13 protein-coding genes are annotated in these 16,552 nt (G+C 61.9%); 7 read left to right on the top strand and 6 right to left on the bottom strand.

Annotation, left to right across the window (positions count from 1 at the left end):
* Positions 1–7 precede the first annotated feature (7 nt).
* Positions 8–814 (top strand): DUF72 domain-containing protein, encoded by an 807-nt coding sequence (locus tag AC245Y_RS10205; RefSeq protein ID WP_012757437.1) that lies wholly within the window; start codon positions 8–10, stop codon positions 812–814.
* 30 nt (positions 815–844) lie between these two features.
* On the opposite strand, the gene AC245Y_RS10200 is transcribed toward AC245Y_RS10205, so the two are convergent.
* On the bottom strand, positions 845–1,861 hold the full coding sequence (locus tag AC245Y_RS10200; RefSeq protein ID WP_012757436.1) for a DUF808 domain-containing protein: 1,017 nt from the start codon (positions 1,859–1,861) through the stop codon (positions 845–847).
* 346 nt (positions 1,862–2,207) lie between these two features.
* A complete protein-coding gene (locus tag AC245Y_RS10195; RefSeq protein ID WP_017994060.1) occupies positions 2,208–3,680 on the bottom strand; it encodes a bifunctional ADP-dependent NAD(P)H-hydrate dehydratase/NAD(P)H-hydrate epimerase in 1,473 nt (490 codons plus the stop codon).
* Between the two features lie 343 nt (positions 3,681–4,023).
* Here AC245Y_RS10195 and AC245Y_RS10190 point away from each other — a divergent pair, with 343 nt between their 5' ends.
* The 3 genes from AC245Y_RS10190 to hspQ all read left to right on the top strand — a co-directional run bounded on the left by AC245Y_RS10190 (position 4,024) and on the right by hspQ (position 6,341).
* The gene (locus tag AC245Y_RS10190) at positions 4,024–4,362 is read left to right on the top strand and encodes a P-II family nitrogen regulator (RefSeq protein ID WP_003579240.1); all 339 of its coding nucleotides are present in this window, start codon (positions 4,024–4,026) and stop codon (positions 4,360–4,362) included.
* Positions 4,363–4,440: 78 nt separating this feature from the next.
* Positions 4,441–5,850, top strand: a complete 1,410-nt coding sequence (gene glnA, locus AC245Y_RS10185) for a type I glutamate--ammonia ligase (RefSeq protein ID WP_012757434.1) — start codon at positions 4,441–4,443, stop codon at positions 5,848–5,850.
* A gap of 161 nt (positions 5,851–6,011) precedes the next feature.
* Positions 6,012–6,341 carry a heat shock protein HspQ gene (hspQ, locus tag AC245Y_RS10180; protein ID WP_003539613.1) on the top strand — a complete coding sequence of 110 codons (330 nt, stop codon included), beginning with the start codon at positions 6,012–6,014 and terminating at the stop codon, positions 6,339–6,341.
* A gap of 114 nt (positions 6,342–6,455) precedes the next feature.
* Here the strand turns inward: hspQ and AC245Y_RS10175 are convergent, their stop codons facing one another.
* The gene (locus AC245Y_RS10175; protein WP_017994059.1) at positions 6,456–7,118 is read right to left on the bottom strand and encodes an invasion associated locus B family protein; all 663 of its coding nucleotides are present in this window, start codon (positions 7,116–7,118) and stop codon (positions 6,456–6,458) included.
* Positions 7,119–7,403: 285 nt separating this feature from the next.
* On the opposite strand from AC245Y_RS10175, the gene AC245Y_RS10170 reads away from it, so the two are divergent.
* A complete protein-coding gene (locus AC245Y_RS10170) occupies positions 7,404–9,209 on the top strand; it encodes an extracellular solute-binding protein (RefSeq protein WP_012757432.1) in 1,806 nt (601 codons plus the stop codon).
* Between the two features lie 68 nt (positions 9,210–9,277).
* Entirely contained in the window at positions 9,278–9,949 is a 672-nt protein-coding gene (locus AC245Y_RS10165; RefSeq protein WP_012757431.1) for a DsbA family oxidoreductase, read from the top strand.
* A 17-nt stretch (positions 9,950–9,966) separates the two neighbouring features.
* On the opposite strand, the gene AC245Y_RS10160 is transcribed toward AC245Y_RS10165, so the two are convergent.
* The 3 genes from AC245Y_RS10160 to AC245Y_RS10150 form a co-directional block, all read right to left on the bottom strand.
* Positions 9,967–10,434 carry an OsmC family protein gene (locus AC245Y_RS10160; RefSeq protein ID WP_017994057.1) on the bottom strand — a complete coding sequence of 156 codons (468 nt, stop codon included), beginning with the start codon at positions 10,432–10,434 and terminating at the stop codon, positions 9,967–9,969.
* Between the two features lie 64 nt (positions 10,435–10,498).
* A complete protein-coding gene (mfd, locus tag AC245Y_RS10155) occupies positions 10,499–13,999 on the bottom strand; it encodes a transcription-repair coupling factor (protein WP_017994056.1) in 3,501 nt (1,166 codons plus the stop codon).
* Entirely contained in the window at positions 13,996–14,301 is a 306-nt protein-coding gene (locus AC245Y_RS10150) for an FAD assembly factor SdhE (RefSeq protein WP_012757428.1), read from the bottom strand. Before AC245Y_RS10150 ends, mfd begins: the two co-directional genes overlap by 4 nt.
* A gap of 91 nt (positions 14,302–14,392) precedes the next feature.
* Here AC245Y_RS10150 and recG point away from each other — a divergent pair, with 91 nt between their 5' ends.
* Positions 14,393–16,498, top strand: coding sequence for an ATP-dependent DNA helicase RecG (gene recG, locus AC245Y_RS10145; RefSeq protein WP_012757427.1), 2,106 nt, complete (start codon positions 14,393–14,395; stop codon positions 16,496–16,498).
* The last annotated feature ends 54 nt before the right edge of the window (positions 16,499–16,552 follow it).

Raw genomic sequence — 16,552 nt, 5'->3', positions numbered from 1 at the left:
GGACGACATGACGAAATCCGGCACTATCCGCACCGGCATCGGCGGCTGGACCTTCGAGCCCTGGCGCGGGCATTTCTTTCCCGAGAGCCTGAAACAGAAGGACGAGCTGAATTATGCCAGCCGCCAGCTGAAGGTCATCGAGGTCAACGGCACCTATTACAGCACGCAGAAGCCTGCGGTCTTTGCCAAATGGGCGGCTGACGTGCCCGACGGCTTCATCTTCTCGCTGAAGGCGACACGTTTCGTCACCAATCGGCGGGTGCTTGCCGAAGCCGGTGAATCGATGGAGCGGTTCCTGTCATCGGGCATCAGCGAACTCGGCGATCATCTCGGGCCGCTGCTCTGGCAGTTCGCGCCGACGAAGAAGTTCGATGCAGAGGATTTCGAAGCCTTCCTGAACTTGCTGCCGGCAAAACAGGAGGGGCTGACACTCCGCCACGTGGTCGAGGTGCGGCACGATTCCTTCAAGGTGCCGGAGTTCGTGGCGCTGCTGGCCAAATACGGCGTGGCGCCTGTTTGCGCCGAACATTTCGAATATCCAATGATCGCCGACGTGACGGCCGATTTCGTCTATGCGCGGCTGCAGAAGGGATCAGACGATATTCCGACCTGCTATCCGGAAAAGGACCTGAAGGCCTGGGCTGACCGGCTGGAGACCTGGGCGGAGGGCAAGGTTCCTGATGACCTGCCGCTGATCGATGGAGATCGCAAGGTGAAGACCGAGCCGCGCGACGTCTTTGCCTTCATGATCCATGAGGGCAAGGTCAATGCGCCGCATGGGGCAATCGCCCTGCAGCAGGCGCTGGCGAAGTAGGCAAGGCTGGCCCGCCGATAACGGCAGGCTTCATTTTTTCTCGTTCGCCAGCGCCTCTTTCCGGCGCGGCAGGAGCGACTTGAGGTGCCGCCATAGCGGCGAAACGGCGTAGCCGGCGACCGGAATTGCAATCAAGCCGGCGACGATCCCGACGATGCCAGCTCCTGCGGCCTCGACGATCCAGCTGAGCACCGATGCCAGAACGGGAACTGCATGCGCCGTCGCCTCACCGGCATCATGGATCAGATGCGCAAGGCCGCCGATGCCATAGGCTTCGAGGCCATGAACGATGATGCCGCCGCCGACCCAGATCATGGCGGCTGTTCCGACAATGCCGAGCACTTTCAGAAAATAAGGCATGCCTGTGACGAGCCCCTTTCCGATCGAACGCAGGAATGCGCCGATCGGAGACGCCGTCCGCACACGCGCCAGCATCAGACCCAGATCATCGGCCTTGACGATAAGCGCCACACCGCCATAGACCAAGACCGTGATGCCCAGCCCAACGACGGCAAGGATGACGGCCTGCGTGAACATGCTGCCTGACGGCACTGCGGCGAGCGTAATCGCCATGATCTCGGCCGACAGAATGAAATCCGTCTTGATTGCGCCGGCAACCTTCTCGTCTTCTATGGATTTGGCATCGAGGCTCGTCGCCTCGAGCGCCGATTCATGGGCGTGGGCCGCGTGCGGCAGCACCAGCCCGTAGACTTTTTCCACACCCTCGTAGCAGAGATAAAGTCCGCCAATCATCAGCAGCGGTGTGATCGCCTGCGGTGCGACAAGGCTCAGGATCAGTGCTGCCGGAAGCAGGATCAGAAGCTTGTTCTTCAGCGAGCCGAGCGCGATCTTGCCGATGATCGGCAATTCGCGTGCTGCCGAAAATCCGGTGACATAGCGGGGTGTGACGGCCGCATCATCAATGACGACGCCAGCCGCTTTCGCGCCTGCTTTGGCCGCCTGGCCGGCAATATCGTCGAGCGAGGCCGCAGCCACCTTGGCCAATGCCGCGATATCATCAAGAAGGGCGATCAGGCCAATACTCATTCGAGCCTCCGTCGGGAAGACAAACTTACACAGCAAAACGGAAAGCCCGTGAACGAGACGCGGAATCCTCGGAAGATGCCACGCAAGGATCGCGGCGACAATGGCCGTTATTCAGCCGGCATCGAGTTCAACCCGCCCTCGATGCTGCTTCTGCGTCAGAGGTGCAGGAGGCCATCAGCGGGCAGATCCGGCAGATGGCTGGATCCGCGGCGTCCGCGCTCCTCAATCCTGGCCCATGCCGAGGCGCAAGCGCATCGGACCGAAAATCGGAATCGATTGTCGGAAAGCACAATGCGATTGAAAGAGCTAGAGCGTCCTTTGTGCGTCCCAAAGGACGCAAGGCGCTCTAAAGGGGCAACACCTCGGCTGCAAGCTCCTCCGCCGTCAGCCCCTTGCCGGCGCGTTGGCCTGCCTCGCCGTGCAGCCAGACGCCGGCGGCCGCGGCCTCGAAGGCCGGCAGGCCCTGGGCCAGCAATCCGCCGATGATGCCGGCAAGCACGTCGCCGGAACCGGCGGTGGCAAGCCAGACGGGAGCGTTGGTATTGATGAGCGCACGGCCGTCTGGCGCGGCGATGACGGTATCGGCGCCTTTGTAGATAATCGCGGCATTGGCGCGGCGGGCGGCGGCCACAGCCTTGTCCACCTTGCCGAGCCTATCGTCGCCGCCGATATCGGGAAAGAGCCGGGCGAATTCGCCCTCGTGCGGCGTCAGTACCAGACGCGGCTCACCCCGGAAAAGATCAAACAGCTGTTGCGGATCGTCCTTGAACGAGGAGATGCCGTCGGCATCGAGCACCAGATGGCGATCGGCAAGGACCGAGACGAAGCCGCGCGCCCTGGCGCCGATACCGAAACCGGGGCCGAGGACGAAGGTCTGCAGCCGCTTGTCGGAGAGCCAGTCGCCGAGGTCGGCCTCGTCGTCGATGGCATGCAGCATGACGGCGGTGAGATGCGCAGCATTGGCGGCCATCGCCGCGCGGGGGGCTGCGATGGTCACCAAGCCGGCGCCGGCCTTCAGGCCCGAGATCGCCGACATGCGCGCGGCACCTGTCTTGTGGGCCTCGCCTGAGAAGACGACCAGATGACCGCGCTTGTATTTGTGGGTTTCCAGTTGCTCGGCCGGCAGCACGCGCTTCCAGGCATCCGGCGTGTTCTCGGCGATGACACCGCCTGCCTCAGCGCGGATGATGCGGGCGGGAATACCGATATCGAAGACCTCCAATTCACCGCAAAGCTCCCTACCCGGCATCAGCAGATGACCGGGCTTGCGGGTCATGAAGGTGATGGTGTTGCAGGCCCGGAAGGCGGCACCCAGCACCTTGCCGGTGCGACCATCGAGGCCGGAGGGCAGATCGATGGCGAGCACAGGAATATCGGCCTCGGTGACGCGGCCGATCAGCGCGCGCACATCGGCCGGCACCTCGCGGCCAAGCCCCGCCCCGAACAAGCCATCGACGACGACGTCGCCGGTTTCCGGCCGATAGAGGTCGAGTTCCTGTCCCTTGAGCGCGCAGTTCATGTGGGCACGGGCGGCATCACCTTTCAGCCTCATGGGATCGCCGAGGTGGAAGAGCGCCACCCTCGCCCCGCTTTCCTGCAGATGACGGGCTGCGACATAGGCGTCGCCGCCATTGTTGCCCGGTCCGCAGAGTGCGACGAAACGCAAAGCTCCGGGATAAAGGCGCAGAGCAGCGGCCGCGACCGCGGCACCTGCCCCCTCCATCAGACCGAAGGAGTCGATGCCGGATGCCGCAGCGGCCGCGTCGACCGCGGCCATTTCGGCAGGCGTGAGAAGAAGGTCGGACAGATGTTTGATCATCACCCTATTCAATCAAAAAACGCCTAAAAAACAACCGCCTGAAATACCAAAGAGAAGGACGCAATTTAAGCATTTGCCTATATTTTCATCTCCAGACGATGTGTATTCGCAGTTGCGAAAATACCTGACTTTTTCCGTTTCGGATGTGATTTTGATCGGAGACAATGTTTTTCCACCCGTTCCGCCACCAAAACCACATAGAATTCCCCGCAAACGCGCCTGTTTTGACAGAATCGACGTGTTTTTTCGACAAGATGGATTTCAAACTGGCACGATATCTGCATCATATCCGGCGAGCGGGAAAATTCCTGCCATAACAAGAGAAGCGGAGAGACATTTTCTCATGAAAAAGATCGAAGCGATCATTAAGCCTTTCAAGCTGGACGAAGTGAAGGAAGCCCTTCAGGAAGTTGGCCTGCAGGGTATCACGGTCACGGAAGCCAAGGGTTTCGGCCGTCAGAAGGGCCACACGGAACTCTACCGCGGAGCTGAATACGTCGTCGATTTCCTGCCGAAGGTTAAAGTCGAGGTCGTACTGGCCGACGAGAACGCGGAGGCCGTCATCGATGCGATCCGCAAGGCGGCGCAGACCGGCCGCATCGGCGACGGAAAGATCTTCGTCTCCAACATCGAAGAGGTTATCCGCATCCGCACCGGCGAGACCGGCATCGATGCCATCTGACCACTTTGCCAATCGCGCAAAGTCCGTTACCGTCATCGCCGACCTACACCGTCATCGCAAATCGGAGGAAACTCATTAATGGCGACCGCAAGCGAAATTCTGAAGCAGATCAAGGAGAACGACGTAAAGTTCGTCGATCTGCGTTTCACCGACCCGAAGGGCAAGCTACAGCATGTGACGATGGACGTCGTCTGCGTCGACGAAGACATGTTCGCTGACGGCGTGATGTTCGACGGCTCCTCGATCGGCGGCTGGAAGGCCATCAACGAGTCCGACATGGTGCTGATGCCCGACACCGAAACGGTGCATATGGACCCGTTCTTCGCCCAGTCGACCATGGTCATCGTCTGCGACATCCTCGATCCGGTCTCCGGCGAGGCCTATAACCGCGATCCGCGCGGCACCGCCAAGAAGGCCGAAGCCTATCTCAAGGCATCAGGCATCGGCGATACCATCTTCGTCGGCCCGGAAGCCGAATTCTTCGTCTTCGACGACGTCAAGTACAAGGCCGATCCTTATAACACCGGCTTCAAGCTCGATTCCACCGAATTGCCGTCGAACGACGACACCGACTACGAGACCGGCAACCTCGGCCACCGTCCGCGCGTCAAGGGCGGCTACTTCCCGGTTCCCCCCGTCGACAGCGCCCAGGACATGCGTTCTGAAATGCTGACGGTGCTCTCCGAAATGGGCGTCGTCGTCGAAAAGCATCACCACGAAGTGGCTGCTGCCCAGCACGAACTCGGCATCAAGTTCGATACGCTGGTGCGCAACGCCGACAAGATGCAGATCTACAAATACGTCGTGCACCAGGTGGCCAACGCCTATGGCAAGACAGCGACCTTCATGCCGAAGCCGATCTTCGGCGACAACGGCTCGGGCATGCATGTGCACCAGTCGATCTGGAAGGGCGGCAAGCCGACCTTTGCCGGCGACGAATATGCCGGCCTTTCCGAGAGCTGCCTGTTCTATATCGGCGGCATCATCAAGCACGCCAAGGCGATCAACGCCTTCACCAATCCGTCGACGAATTCCTACAAGCGTCTGGTCCCGGGTTATGAAGCACCGGTACTGCTGGCCTATTCGGCCCGCAACCGCTCGGCTTCCTGCCGCATTCCGTTCGGCACCAACCCGAAGGCAAAGCGCGTCGAAGTCCGCTTCCCGGATCCGACCGCCAACCCCTATCTCGCCTTTGCCGCCATGCTGATGGCCGGCCTCGACGGCATCAAGAACAAGATCCATCCGGGCAAGGCCATGGACAAGGATCTCTACGACCTGCCACCGAAGGAACTGAAGAAGATCCCGACCGTCTGCGGCAGCTTGCGCGAAGCACTCGAAAGTCTCGACAAGGATCGCAAGTTCCTGACGGCCGGCGGCGTCTTCGACGACGACCAGATCGATGCCTTCATCGAGTTGAAGATGGCTGAGGTGATGCGTTTCGAAATGACGCCGCATCCGGTCGAATACGACATGTACTATTCGGCCTGATCGGGCCCTGAACACAGAAAGTCCCGGCCCGCCGGGGCTTTCGCCTCCCAGGTCACGAACGGCAAATGGCGAGGATATGACGTTCATGTGACGAACGGCGTGCAAAATCTTGATTTGCGCGGCGCCAATCACCAAATTTGGTGATGAAAGGAAGTCGTACCATGAAAGAAAGAGTAGCAAAGTTCAGCATCGGCGAAGTGGTTCGGCACAAGGTTTTTCCGTTTCGCGGCGTCATCTTTGACGTTGATCCGGAGTTCGCGAATACGGAGGAATGGTGGAATTCCATTCCGGCCGAGGTGCGCCCGAGCAGGGACCAGCCCTTCTATCACCTGCTTGCCGAGAATGACGAGAGCGAATATGTCGCTTACGTCTCCGAACAGAACCTGATGAACGACGAAAGCGGCACGCCGCTTCGCAACCCACAGATCTACCAGATCTTCGATCAGGCCCCGTCAGGGCAGTTCAAACCCAAGATGAGCTTCGCCCACTAACTCACTCGTGCCGATCGTTAAATCAAGGCCTCGCTTCTCCCGGCGAGGCCTTTTCATTGCGCAACAAAAAACCCGGCGCGAAGCCGGGTCTCTGTTTCAAAGAAAGCGGCAGGATTACTGCGCCTTGGCTGCCTTCTGGGCATCTTCAAGCTTCTTGCGGGCTTCTTCGGCCTTCTTCTGCATGCTGTCCTGCAGGCTGCGCTGGCTTTCAGCGAGCTTGGATTCGGAAACCGGTTCGCCGTCATAAGCGCCGGTGAAGCCTTCAAGCGAAATCTTGATCGGGTTCGGGGCGCGGCGGAAGTTGATTGAAGTGAAGATCACGTCGCTGCCCTTCTTGAGGCTGGCGATCATCGCGTCGGTCAGCGGAATTTCGGCTGTGCACTTGTCCGGCAGGCAGACGGCGTAGTCGAGCTTCTGGCCCTTGCCGCCGTCGATCTGCATGATGACGCCGGGAGGAACCAGGCGTGCCGTGGGAACCGAGACCTGCAAGAGCTTGCGGTTGATCTTGCCGGAAACCGAGATCAGGCCGACTGCTGTAACAAGCTGGCCGCCATTGGCGAGGATCAGGTTCTGGACAACACAGATGTCGTTGTCTTCCTGCTTGCTGCAGGTCTTGTACCAGCCGAGCTTCGGCGCTCCTGCGGCCTGTGCCGGGGCATCGGCCGGAGCCTGTGCCGCCGCATCCTGTGCGAAGGAGGAGACCGGAGCCGAAGCGCCGAACACCACTGCCAGAACGGACAGTGCTGCCCGCATTTTCTTTTCAGACTTGAACATCATAACGAATTCCGTCTCCTGATATCCGTTCGGAGCAGCGGTTTGCCGCCCCAACCATCGGGTCGTTCGGCACTCCACCTCTTAAAAAAATAAGGCAAATGCATGACCCCTAAACTTCGGGTTCACCTGTTACATCGCAGCGTTCAAGATATCCAGCATTTCTTTGGCAATTTGAGGTGCATTTCGTCGCGATGCCAAAGAAATCGCCGCTCAGTGTTGGAATCGATCGACCCCATGATAATCTCCGCGGTGAATCATGCCCCGTTTTCACGGATCAAGGATTGCCGAATGCTCCGGATTGTCGTCCCTCTCGTCCTCTCGCTGCTGTGCGGCACTGTCGCTGCCGAGCCGCTGCACGGCATCGCGATGCACGGCGAGCCGGCCTTGCCAGCCGACTACAAACACTTCCCTTACGTCAACCCCGACGTGAAAAAGGGCGGCAAGATCACTTACGGCGTCGTCGGCACCTTCGACAGTCTCAACCCGTTCATCCTGAAGAGCATGCGCACGACGGCGCGCGGCATGTGGGATCCGGAATATGGCAATCTCGTCTACGAATCGCTGATGCAGCGCTCCAGGGACGAACCCTTCACGCTTTACGGCCTGCTTGCCGAGACGGTCGAATGGGACGACAACAGGAGCTTCATCCAGTTCAATCTCAATCCGAAGGCGAAATGGGACGACGGCCAGCCGGTGACGCCCGAAGACGTGATGTTCACCTTCGAGCTGATGCGCGACAAAGGCCTCCCGCGCTACGCAACCCCCCTGAAGAAATTCGTCGCCAAGGTGGAAAGGGTCGGCGAGCGTAGCGTGCGCTTGACCTTCACCGACAAAGCTAACCGTGAGACGCCTTTGATCTTCGGCCTTTTCCCGGTGCTGCCCAAACATGCGGTCGATCCCGAAACCTTCGACCGCACAGCGCTGACGCCGCCGGTCGGCTCTGGCCCCTATAAGGTAAAGACGGTGAAGCCCGGCGAGAGCATCACCTATGAGCGCGACCCGAATTACTGGGGCAAGGACATTCCCGCCAAGGTCGGCACGGACAATTACGACCAGATCACCGTCCAGTATTTCCTGCAGGACACGACGCTGTTCGAGGCCTTCAAGAAAGGCGACGTCGACACCTACCCTGACGGCAATCCCGGCCATTGGGCCAATGCCTATGATTTCCCCGCCGTCACCTCGGGGGCTGCAATCAAGGATGCGTTCACGCCTAAACTGCCGAGCGGCATGCTCGGCTTCGTGTTCAACACGCGCCGGCCGATCTTTGCCGATCTCAAGGTGCGCGAGGGCCTGTCGCTGGTGTTCGATTTTGAATGGGCGAACAAGAACCTCTATTCCGGAGCCTACAAGCGCACGCAGAGCTTCTGGCAGAATTCCGAGCTGTCGAGCTTTGGCGTTCCGGCCGATGCGAGGGAACTTGCCCAGCTCGGGCCGATCAAGGACAAGATCGCGCCAGAGATTCTCGACGGCACCTACAAGCTGCCCGTCACCGACGGCTCCGGCCGCGACCGCAATGTACTGAAACAGGCCGTCGCGCTGTTGAAGCAGGGCGGCTATACGATCCAAGGCGGCAAGATGCTTGACGCCTCCGGCCGCCAGCTCGCCTTCGAGATCATGACGCAGAATGCCGACCAGGAGAAACTCGCCGTCGCCTACCAGCGTTCGCTGCAGACGATCGGCATCGCCGCCGCGATCCGTACGGTCGACGATTCGCAGTATCAGAGCCGGACGAACAGCTTCGATTACGACATGATCCTCAAGTCCTACACGTCTTCGCTCTCGCCTGGAACCGAACAGCTCGGCCGCTGGTCTTCGGCTGTGCGCACGCAGGAGGGGACGGACAGCTTTGCAGGCGCCAACGATCCCGATCTCGACACGCTGATCGACCATCTGCTCGGGGCGCGCTCCGCCGAGGATTTCACCGCGGCGGTGCGCTCCTACGACCGGCTGCTGCTTTCCGGCCATTACGTGCTGCCGCTCTATCATATGGACCAGCAATGGGTGGCGCGCAGCAAGCGCATCGGCCATCCCGACACGGTGCCGCTCTACGGCTACCAGCTGCCGGTATGGTGGGACGTGAGCGCGCAATAGGAAGCAACCGAACCGCTGCCGGCCGAAATGTCGCCGTGCGGAGATGCATGAGAATAAGGAAGATTATTATGGAGCGTATCACCATCGACGTCGTCTCGGATGTCGTCTGCCCCTGGTGCTATCTCGGCAAGGCGCGCCTGGAGCTCGCCATCGCCGAAGTTCAGGACCAAATCGGCGTCGACATCAACTGGCGGCCGTACCAGCTCAATCCCGACTACCCAAAGGAAGGCGTCGACCAGAAGAAGGCGCTGGCGGAAAAGCTCGGCGGCGAGGAGCGTGTGGCCCAGGCGCACAAGATGCTCACCGATTACGGCCGCGAGGTCGGCGTCTCCTTCAATTTCGAGGCGATCAAGATCGGCCCGAACACGCTCGACGCACATCGGTTGGTCCACTGGGCGATGATCGAAGGCCGCGAGAAGCAGGACAAGGTCGTTGCCGCGCTGTTCAAGGCGAATTTCGAGGAAGGCCACAATGTCGGCGACCATGCGGTGCTGCTCGATATCGCCGAAAAATCAGGCCTAGACCGCTCGGTCATCGCCTCGCTGCTTGCCTCCGATGCCGACCGCGATCTGATCGTCGCCGAAATCAAGGCGGCCCAGGAGATGGGCGTCAACGGCGTGCCCTTCTTCATCTTCGACCAGCAATATGCCGTCAGCGGCGCACAGACGCCCGACGTGTTGGCGAACGCGCTGCGCGACATCGCCAAGGCGAAGGCCGAGGCGCGATCAGGCATGAACTAACGCTGCCGGCTCCAGGTTCAGCCCAGAACCGGAACGCAGCGCACATCGGTCTTCACCGAATTTGCAATGAAGCATTCGCCGTGAGCGCGATCGTGTAGAGCTTCCAGCTCGCTCAGCGAGGGCTGCTTTTCGCCGCTGAAGACGACATGCGGACGGAGGGTCACGACGGTCATGGCAAGGCGGCCTTCGGCATTCTTCTCCATGATGCCCTCGGCGGCATCGGTGTAGCTGTCGACGCAAAGGCGCTGTTTGGCGGCGATCGACAGGAACCAGAGCATGTGGCAGCTGGAGAGCGAGGCGACGAAAGCCTCTTCCGGATCGACGGCATCCTCGGCGGAATAGGGCAGCGGAACGACGTGCGCGGAAGAGGAGGCCCTCACCTCGATGCCGCCGTCGAAGGTCCAGCGGTGGACGCGGCTGTAGCGGTTGTCGGTGAAGGTCTCGCCGTTGCGCTGCCAGGCAATCGTTGCGCCGTATGTTGCCATCCTTGTCTCCTTTTTCCACACAATTCCGGACGCAAAACCGCGGCAAACTTTTGCTGGAATTGCTCTATTTCGCGAATTCGGCCAGCTGCGTCATGATGACGGCAGCGCCCTGCAGGCGTTTTTCCGGCGTCGGCAGGTCGCGGGTCAAGAACAGGCTGTGGTCGGGACGGATCTTCGCCATCGTGCCCTGCTTGCCGATATAACCGACGAGGTTGGCCGGATTGGGGAATTCCTTGTTGCGGAACTGCACGACGACGCCCTTCGGGCCGGCATCGAGCTTTTCGACATTGGCGGCGCGGCAGAGCGACTTGATGTAGACGATCTTCAGCAGGTGCTGAACTTCGATCGGCATCGGGCCGAAGCGGTCGATCATCTCGGCGCCGAAGCCGTCGATCTCCTTGAGTTCGGTGATTTCGCCGAGGCGGCGGTAGAGCGCCATGCGCAGATGCAGGTCGGGCACGTAGCCTTCCGGGATCATCACCGTCGTGCCGACCGAGATCTGCGGCGACCAGCCGGTATCGTGGATTTCGTCGACTCCCTTGACCTCGGCGACCGCCTCTTCCAGCATCTGCTGGTAGAGCTCGAAGCCGACCTCCTTGATATGGCCGGACTGCTCCTCGCCGAGCAGGTTGCCGGCGCCGCGGATGTCGAGGTCGTGGCTTGCCAGCTGGAAACCGGCGCCAAGCGTATCCAGCGACTGCAGCACCTTGAGGCGGCGTTCGGCGGTGGCCGTCAGCACCTTGTTGACCGGCAGGGTGAAGAGCGCGAAAGCGCGCACCTTCGAGCGGCCGACGCGGCCGCGCAGCTGATAGAGCTGGGCAAGGCCGAACATATCGGCACGGTGAACGATCAGCGTATTAGCTGTGGGTACGTCGAGACCGGATTCGACGATGGTTGTGGACAACAGCACATCGTAGCGGCCTTCATAAAAGGCGTTCATGATGTCTTCAAGTTCGCCGGCCGGCATCTGGCCATGGGCGATGGCGACCTTCAGCTCCGGCACATCCGACTGCAGGAAGGCATGCACGTCCTCGAGATCGGCAAGCCTGGGGCAGACATAGAAGCTCTGGCCGCCGCGATAATGCTCGCGCATCAGCGTCTCGCGGATGACCAGGCTGTCGAAGGGCGAAATGAAGGTGCGCACCGCCATGCGGTCGACCGGCGGGGTGGTGATCAGCGACAGTTCGCGCACGCCGGTCATGGCAAGCTGCAGGGTGCGCGGGATCGGCGTTGCCGACAGCGTCAGCACGTGCACGTCGCTTTTCAGCTCCTTCAGCCGCTCCTTGTGCTTGACGCCGAAATGCTGTTCCTCGTCGATGACGAGCAGGCCGAGATTGGCGAATTTGATGCCGGCGCCGAGCAGTGCATGCGTGCCGACGACGATATCGGTCTTACCTTCCGCCACTTCCTTCTTGGTCAGCGCCAGCTCCCTGGCGCCGACGAGGCGCGAGGCCTGCTGGATACGCACCGGCAGACCGCGGAAACGGTCGGAAAAGGTCTTGAAATGCTGGCGGGAAAGCAGTGTCGTCGGCACGACGATGGCGACTTGGGCGCCGTTCATCGCTGCGACGAAGGCGGCGCGTAGCGCCACTTCCGTCTTGCCGAAGCCGACGTCGCCGCAGACGAGGCGATCCATCGGCCGGCCGGCGCCGAGATCGGAGCGCACAGCCTCGATGGCGTTTTCCTGGTCCTCGGTCTCGTCATAGGGGAAGCGGGCGGCGAATTCGTCGTAGAGACCTTCCGGCGTCGTCAGCATCGGCGCGTGGCGCGTCAGGCGCTCGGCGGCGATGCGGATCAGCGCATCGGCCATGTCGAGCAGGCGCTTCTTGAGCTTGGCCTTGCGCATCTGCCAGGCGCCGCCACCGAGCTTGTCGAGCTGGGCTTCGGTGCCCTCGCCACCGTAGCGCGAGAGAAGATCGATGTTTTCGACCGGCAGGAAGAGCTTGGCGTCATCGGCATATTGCAGTTCGAGGCAGGCATGCGGAGCACCCGCGGCCTCGATGGTCCTCAGCCCTATAAAGCGGCCGATACCATGTTCGGCGTGGACGACGATCGAGCCCTCGTCGAGGCCAGCGACCTCCGAGATGAAATCGGCGGCGCGCTTGCGGCGCTTGGAGCGGCGCACCATGCGGTCGCCGAGGATATCCTGCTCGCCGATGACGACGAGGTCGCCGGCCTCGAAGCCGGCTTCGAGACTGAGCACGGCAGCCGCCGCCTCGCCTCTCGCCAGCGAACCGACATCCTTCAGCGCCTCGATCGGCTTGACCTTTTCCAGGCCGTGTTCGTTCAGCACCTGCAGCAGGCGCTCCAGCGAACCTTCGGTCCAGGCGGTGACCAGCACTTTCGCGCCGGCGGCACGGCGGTCGGCAATATGCTTGACGACGACGTCGAAGATGTTGATGCGCTCGGCATCACCGCCGCCTTCGGCGTTCGAACGAGCCCAGCGCTGACCCTGGCGGGCGTCGACATTGACGACCCGCCGCGCCTCGCCCTCATGCTCGTTGAAGGGGCTGATGCGGATCGCACCCAGCGCGTCGAGGGTTTTGACGAAAAGCTTGCTGTCGAGATAGAGCTGGCCCGGCGTCACCGGCTTGTAAGGCGTGCCCTGCGTCATCCCCTTGGCCGGCTGGCCGGAATTCAGGCGGGCGTCGTAATAGTCGAAAACGAGCTTGGAGCGCTCTTCGGCTGCTTCGCGCACCGTATGGTCGATGACGATCCGGAAGCCGCTGAGATAATCGAAGACGGTATCGAGCTTCTCGTAGAAAAGCGGCAGCCAGTGCTCCATGCCGGGGTAACGGCGGCCTTCTGAGACGGCAAGATAGAGCGCGTCGTCGCGTGTGGTCGCGCCGAAAGCGGAGAGGTAATTCTTGCGGAAGCGGCTGATCGTATCCGGCGTCAGCGTCACCTCGCTCATCGGGTTGAGATCGAGGGAGTGCACCTGCCCGGTCGTGCGCTGGCTGGCGGGATCGAAGCTGCGGATGCTCTCCAGCGTATCACCGAAGAAATCGAGGCGGACCGGCTCCTCCGAACCGGGCACGAAGACGTCGAGAATGCCGCCGCGCACGGCATATTCGCCGACCTCGCGAACGGTCGCGACCCGCTCGAAGCCATTGCGCTCGAGGCGGCCCGCGAGATCGTCCATGCGTAGCTGGTTGCCGGGACGGGCCGAAAAGGTCAGGCTCTCGATGACATCCTGCGGCGCCACCTTCTGCAGCATGGCATTGGCGGTGACGAGCACGATTGCCGCATGCGGCTTCTTGCGATGGGCGATGAGGCCGCCGAGTGCGGCAAGCCGGCGGGCCGAGGTGTCGGCGCTCGGCGAGACGCGGTCATAGGGCAGACAGTCCCAGGCCGGCAGGGTGAGAACCGGAATGTCGGGGGCGACGAAGCTCAGCATTTGCTCCAGATCGGCCATGCGGTGGCCGTCGGACATGACATAGGCGACCGGCTCTCCCGTTCGGGCGAGCTCGGCGAGCAGCAGCGTTTCAAGACCTGCCGGCACATTGCCGATCGTCAGCGGCTCGGCAATGGCCGCAAGCTTCTTCGCATCGAAACCAGGGATCATTCCGGCGTCCTGAGGGGCTTGTCAAAATCGGGCTTATAGGCGGCAATGCGGGCAAACATCGGTGTCTGGAAACGCTCGGGCACCGGCCATGTTCCCATGATCCAGCGGACGAGATCATTGTCCTCTTCCGCCATGATCGTCTCGAACTCGTCGAGTTCGGCTTCCGACAGTCTGGCAACCTCGGCTTCGGCGAACTGGCCGAAGACCAGATCCATTTCGCGGATGCCGCGATGCCAGCAGCGGAAAAGGATCCGGCGGCGGCGCGGGTCGAGACCGGCACTGGTGAGCGTGACACCTGTCATGGCATACCTTCCTGTTGATGCGCCTCTATAGACCCTGGAAAGCGGCTTGTCAGCCTTGCCAAGGCCGCATTGTTTATCGCATTTTGGCCGCATGCGCCCCGCCATTCTCGATCCTCTGTTTTCCCCTATTTCGGGCCTTCCGGGCGTCGGCCCGAAGATCGCCGACCTGCTGGTCAAGCTGCTCGGGCGCGAGTCGCTGGAGGATTGCCGGGTCATAGACCTGCTCTTCCACGCGCCCTTCTCGCTGATCGACCGGCGCAACCAGCCAGGCATCGCCCGCGCGCCGCAGGGCGCAATCGTGACGATCACGGCGCGCGTCGACCGCCACCAGGTGCCGCCGGGCGGCAAAAGCAATATCCCCTACCGCGTCTTCCTGCATGACGAGACGGGCGAACTGACGCTGGTGTTCTTCCGCGGACAGGCGGCATGGCTGGAGAAGCAGCTGCCTGTTGACGCGGAGGTGACGGTCAGCGGCAAGATCGACTGGTTCAACGGCCGCGCCTCGATGGTGCATCCCGATTATATCGTCAGGGCCGACGAGACGGAGAGCCTGCCGCTGGTCGAGCCGATCTATCCGCTGACGGCGGGGCTCTCGCCGAAGACGCTGCGCAAGATCATCGACGCCGGCCTGCCGCGGTTTCCCGAGCTGCCGGAATGGGATGATCTGGCACTGACGCAGCGAGAGGGCCTGCCATCGATCCGCGACAGTTTCCACATGCTGCACGAGCCGCACGACCCTGGGGATATCGACCCGCAGGCCCCTGCCCGGCGGCGGCTTGCCTATGACGAATTCCTCGCCGGCCAGCTGTCGCTGAGCCTGGTTCGGCAGAGGCTGCGCAAGGTGGCGGGCCAGCCGGTCACTGCGACCGGCGCCATCAGCAGCAAGATCCTGAAGGCGTTGCCCTTCTCGCTGACATCAAGCCAGAACGAGGCGATCGCCGAGGTTTTGAAGGATATGGCCGGCAACGAGCGCATGCTGCGGCTGCTGCAGGGCGATGTCGGTTCCGGCAAGACGCTGGTGGCGCTGATGGCGATGGCGGCGGTGATCGAGAGCGGCGGCCAGGCCGTGCTGATGGCGCCGACGGAAATCCTGGCGCGGCAGCACCACGCAACGATATCGAAATTCGCCGCCTCTGCCGGGCTCGGCATCGAGGTGCTGACCGGGCGCACCAAGGGACGCGAACGGGAAGAAATCCTGGAGCGAATCGCCTCGGGTGCCGCCCAGATCGTCATCGGCACGCATGCGCTGTTTCAGGACAGCGTCGCCTACGCCAATCTGATGCTTGCCGTCGTCGACGAGCAGCACCGTTTCGGCGTGCATCAGCGCCTGCGGCTGACCGCCAAGGGCCTCTCGCCGCATATGCTGGTCATGACGGCGACGCCGATCCCGCGCACGCTGGTGCTCGCCGCCTTCGGCGATATGGACGTCTCCAAGCTCACCGAAAAACCGGCCGGCCGCAAGCCGATCCAGACGATCACCGTGCCGATGGAACGGACCGGCGAAATCGTCGGCCGGCTGCAAAGCGCAATCACCGAGGGCAAGAAGGCCTACTGGATCTGCCCGCTGGTGGAGGAGTCCGAGGAGCTCGACCTGATGTCGGCCGAAGAGCGGCATGCGACGCTGGTCTCAGCACTTGGTCCGGGCATCGGCCTCATCCACGGTCGCATGAGCGGGCCGGAGAAGGACGCGGCGATGATGGCGTTCAAGAACGGCGAGACCCGGCTGCTCGTCGCCACCACCGTCGTCGAGGTCGGTGTCGACGTGCCGGATGCGACGATCATGGTGATCGAACATGCCGAACGCTTCGGCCTGGCGCAATTGCATCAGCTGCGCGGCCGCGTCGGGCGCGGAGACGAGGCCTCGACATGCATCCTGCTCTACAAGGGACCACTCGGCGAGACCGGCCATGCCAGGCTTTCGATCATGCGGGAGACGGAGGACGGTTTTCGCATTGCCGAGGAGGATCTGAAGCTGCGCGGCGAAGGCGAATTGCTCGGCACACGGCAATCCGGCACGCCGGGATTCCGCATCGCCAGCCTCGAAGCACATGCCGACCTGCTGGAGATCGCCCGCAAGGATGCCGCTTACCTCATCGAGCGGGATCCGGAGCTGACCACCGAAAGGGGAGCGGCGATCCGCACCCTGCTCTATCTCTTCCGCCGCGACGAGGCGATCCGTTTTCTTAGAGCTGGATAAAGCGCGCTGCGGCGCGCTTTAAGTCATTGTTCTATGCATGTCGTTACCCCAAAA

This window comes from Rhizobium sp. SRDI943 (genome assembly GCF_057653695.1).
Note: the sequence above shows the minus strand (reverse complement) of the source record. Positions and strands in the feature narration are given on the sequence as shown.

Excerpts from the sequence above, each read along its gene's own strand:
- AC245Y_RS10170 (WP_012757432.1), top strand. The coding sequence starts at position 7,404 with ATGCTCCGGATTGTCGTCCCTCTCGTCCTCTCGCTGCTGTGCGGCACT.
- hspQ (WP_003539613.1), top strand. The coding sequence starts at position 6,012 with ATGAAAGAAAGAGTAGCAAAGTTCAGCATCGGCGAAGTGGTTCGGCAC.
- AC245Y_RS10200 (WP_012757436.1), bottom strand. The coding sequence starts at position 1,861 with ATGAGTATTGGCCTGATCGCCCTTCTTGATGATATCGCGGCATTGGCC.
- mfd (WP_017994056.1), bottom strand. The coding sequence starts at position 13,999 with ATGATCCCTGGTTTCGATGCGAAGAAGCTTGCGGCCATTGCCGAGCCG.
- AC245Y_RS10175 (WP_017994059.1), bottom strand. The coding sequence starts at position 7,118 with ATGATGTTCAAGTCTGAAAAGAAAATGCGGGCAGCACTGTCCGTTCTG.
- glnA (WP_012757434.1), top strand. The coding sequence starts at position 4,441 with ATGGCGACCGCAAGCGAAATTCTGAAGCAGATCAAGGAGAACGACGTA.
- AC245Y_RS10165 (WP_012757431.1), top strand. The coding sequence starts at position 9,278 with ATGGAGCGTATCACCATCGACGTCGTCTCGGATGTCGTCTGCCCCTGG.
- AC245Y_RS10195 (WP_017994060.1), bottom strand. The coding sequence starts at position 3,680 with ATGATCAAACATCTGTCCGACCTTCTTCTCACGCCTGCCGAAATGGCC.
- AC245Y_RS10150 (WP_012757428.1), bottom strand. The coding sequence starts at position 14,301 with ATGACAGGTGTCACGCTCACCAGTGCCGGTCTCGACCCGCGCCGCCGC.
- recG (WP_012757427.1), top strand. The coding sequence starts at position 14,393 with ATGCGCCCCGCCATTCTCGATCCTCTGTTTTCCCCTATTTCGGGCCTT.
- AC245Y_RS10190 (WP_003579240.1), top strand. The coding sequence starts at position 4,024 with ATGAAAAAGATCGAAGCGATCATTAAGCCTTTCAAGCTGGACGAAGTG.
- AC245Y_RS10160 (WP_017994057.1), bottom strand. The coding sequence starts at position 10,434 with ATGGCAACATACGGCGCAACGATTGCCTGGCAGCGCAACGGCGAGACC.
- AC245Y_RS10205 (WP_012757437.1), top strand. The coding sequence starts at position 8 with ATGACGAAATCCGGCACTATCCGCACCGGCATCGGCGGCTGGACCTTC.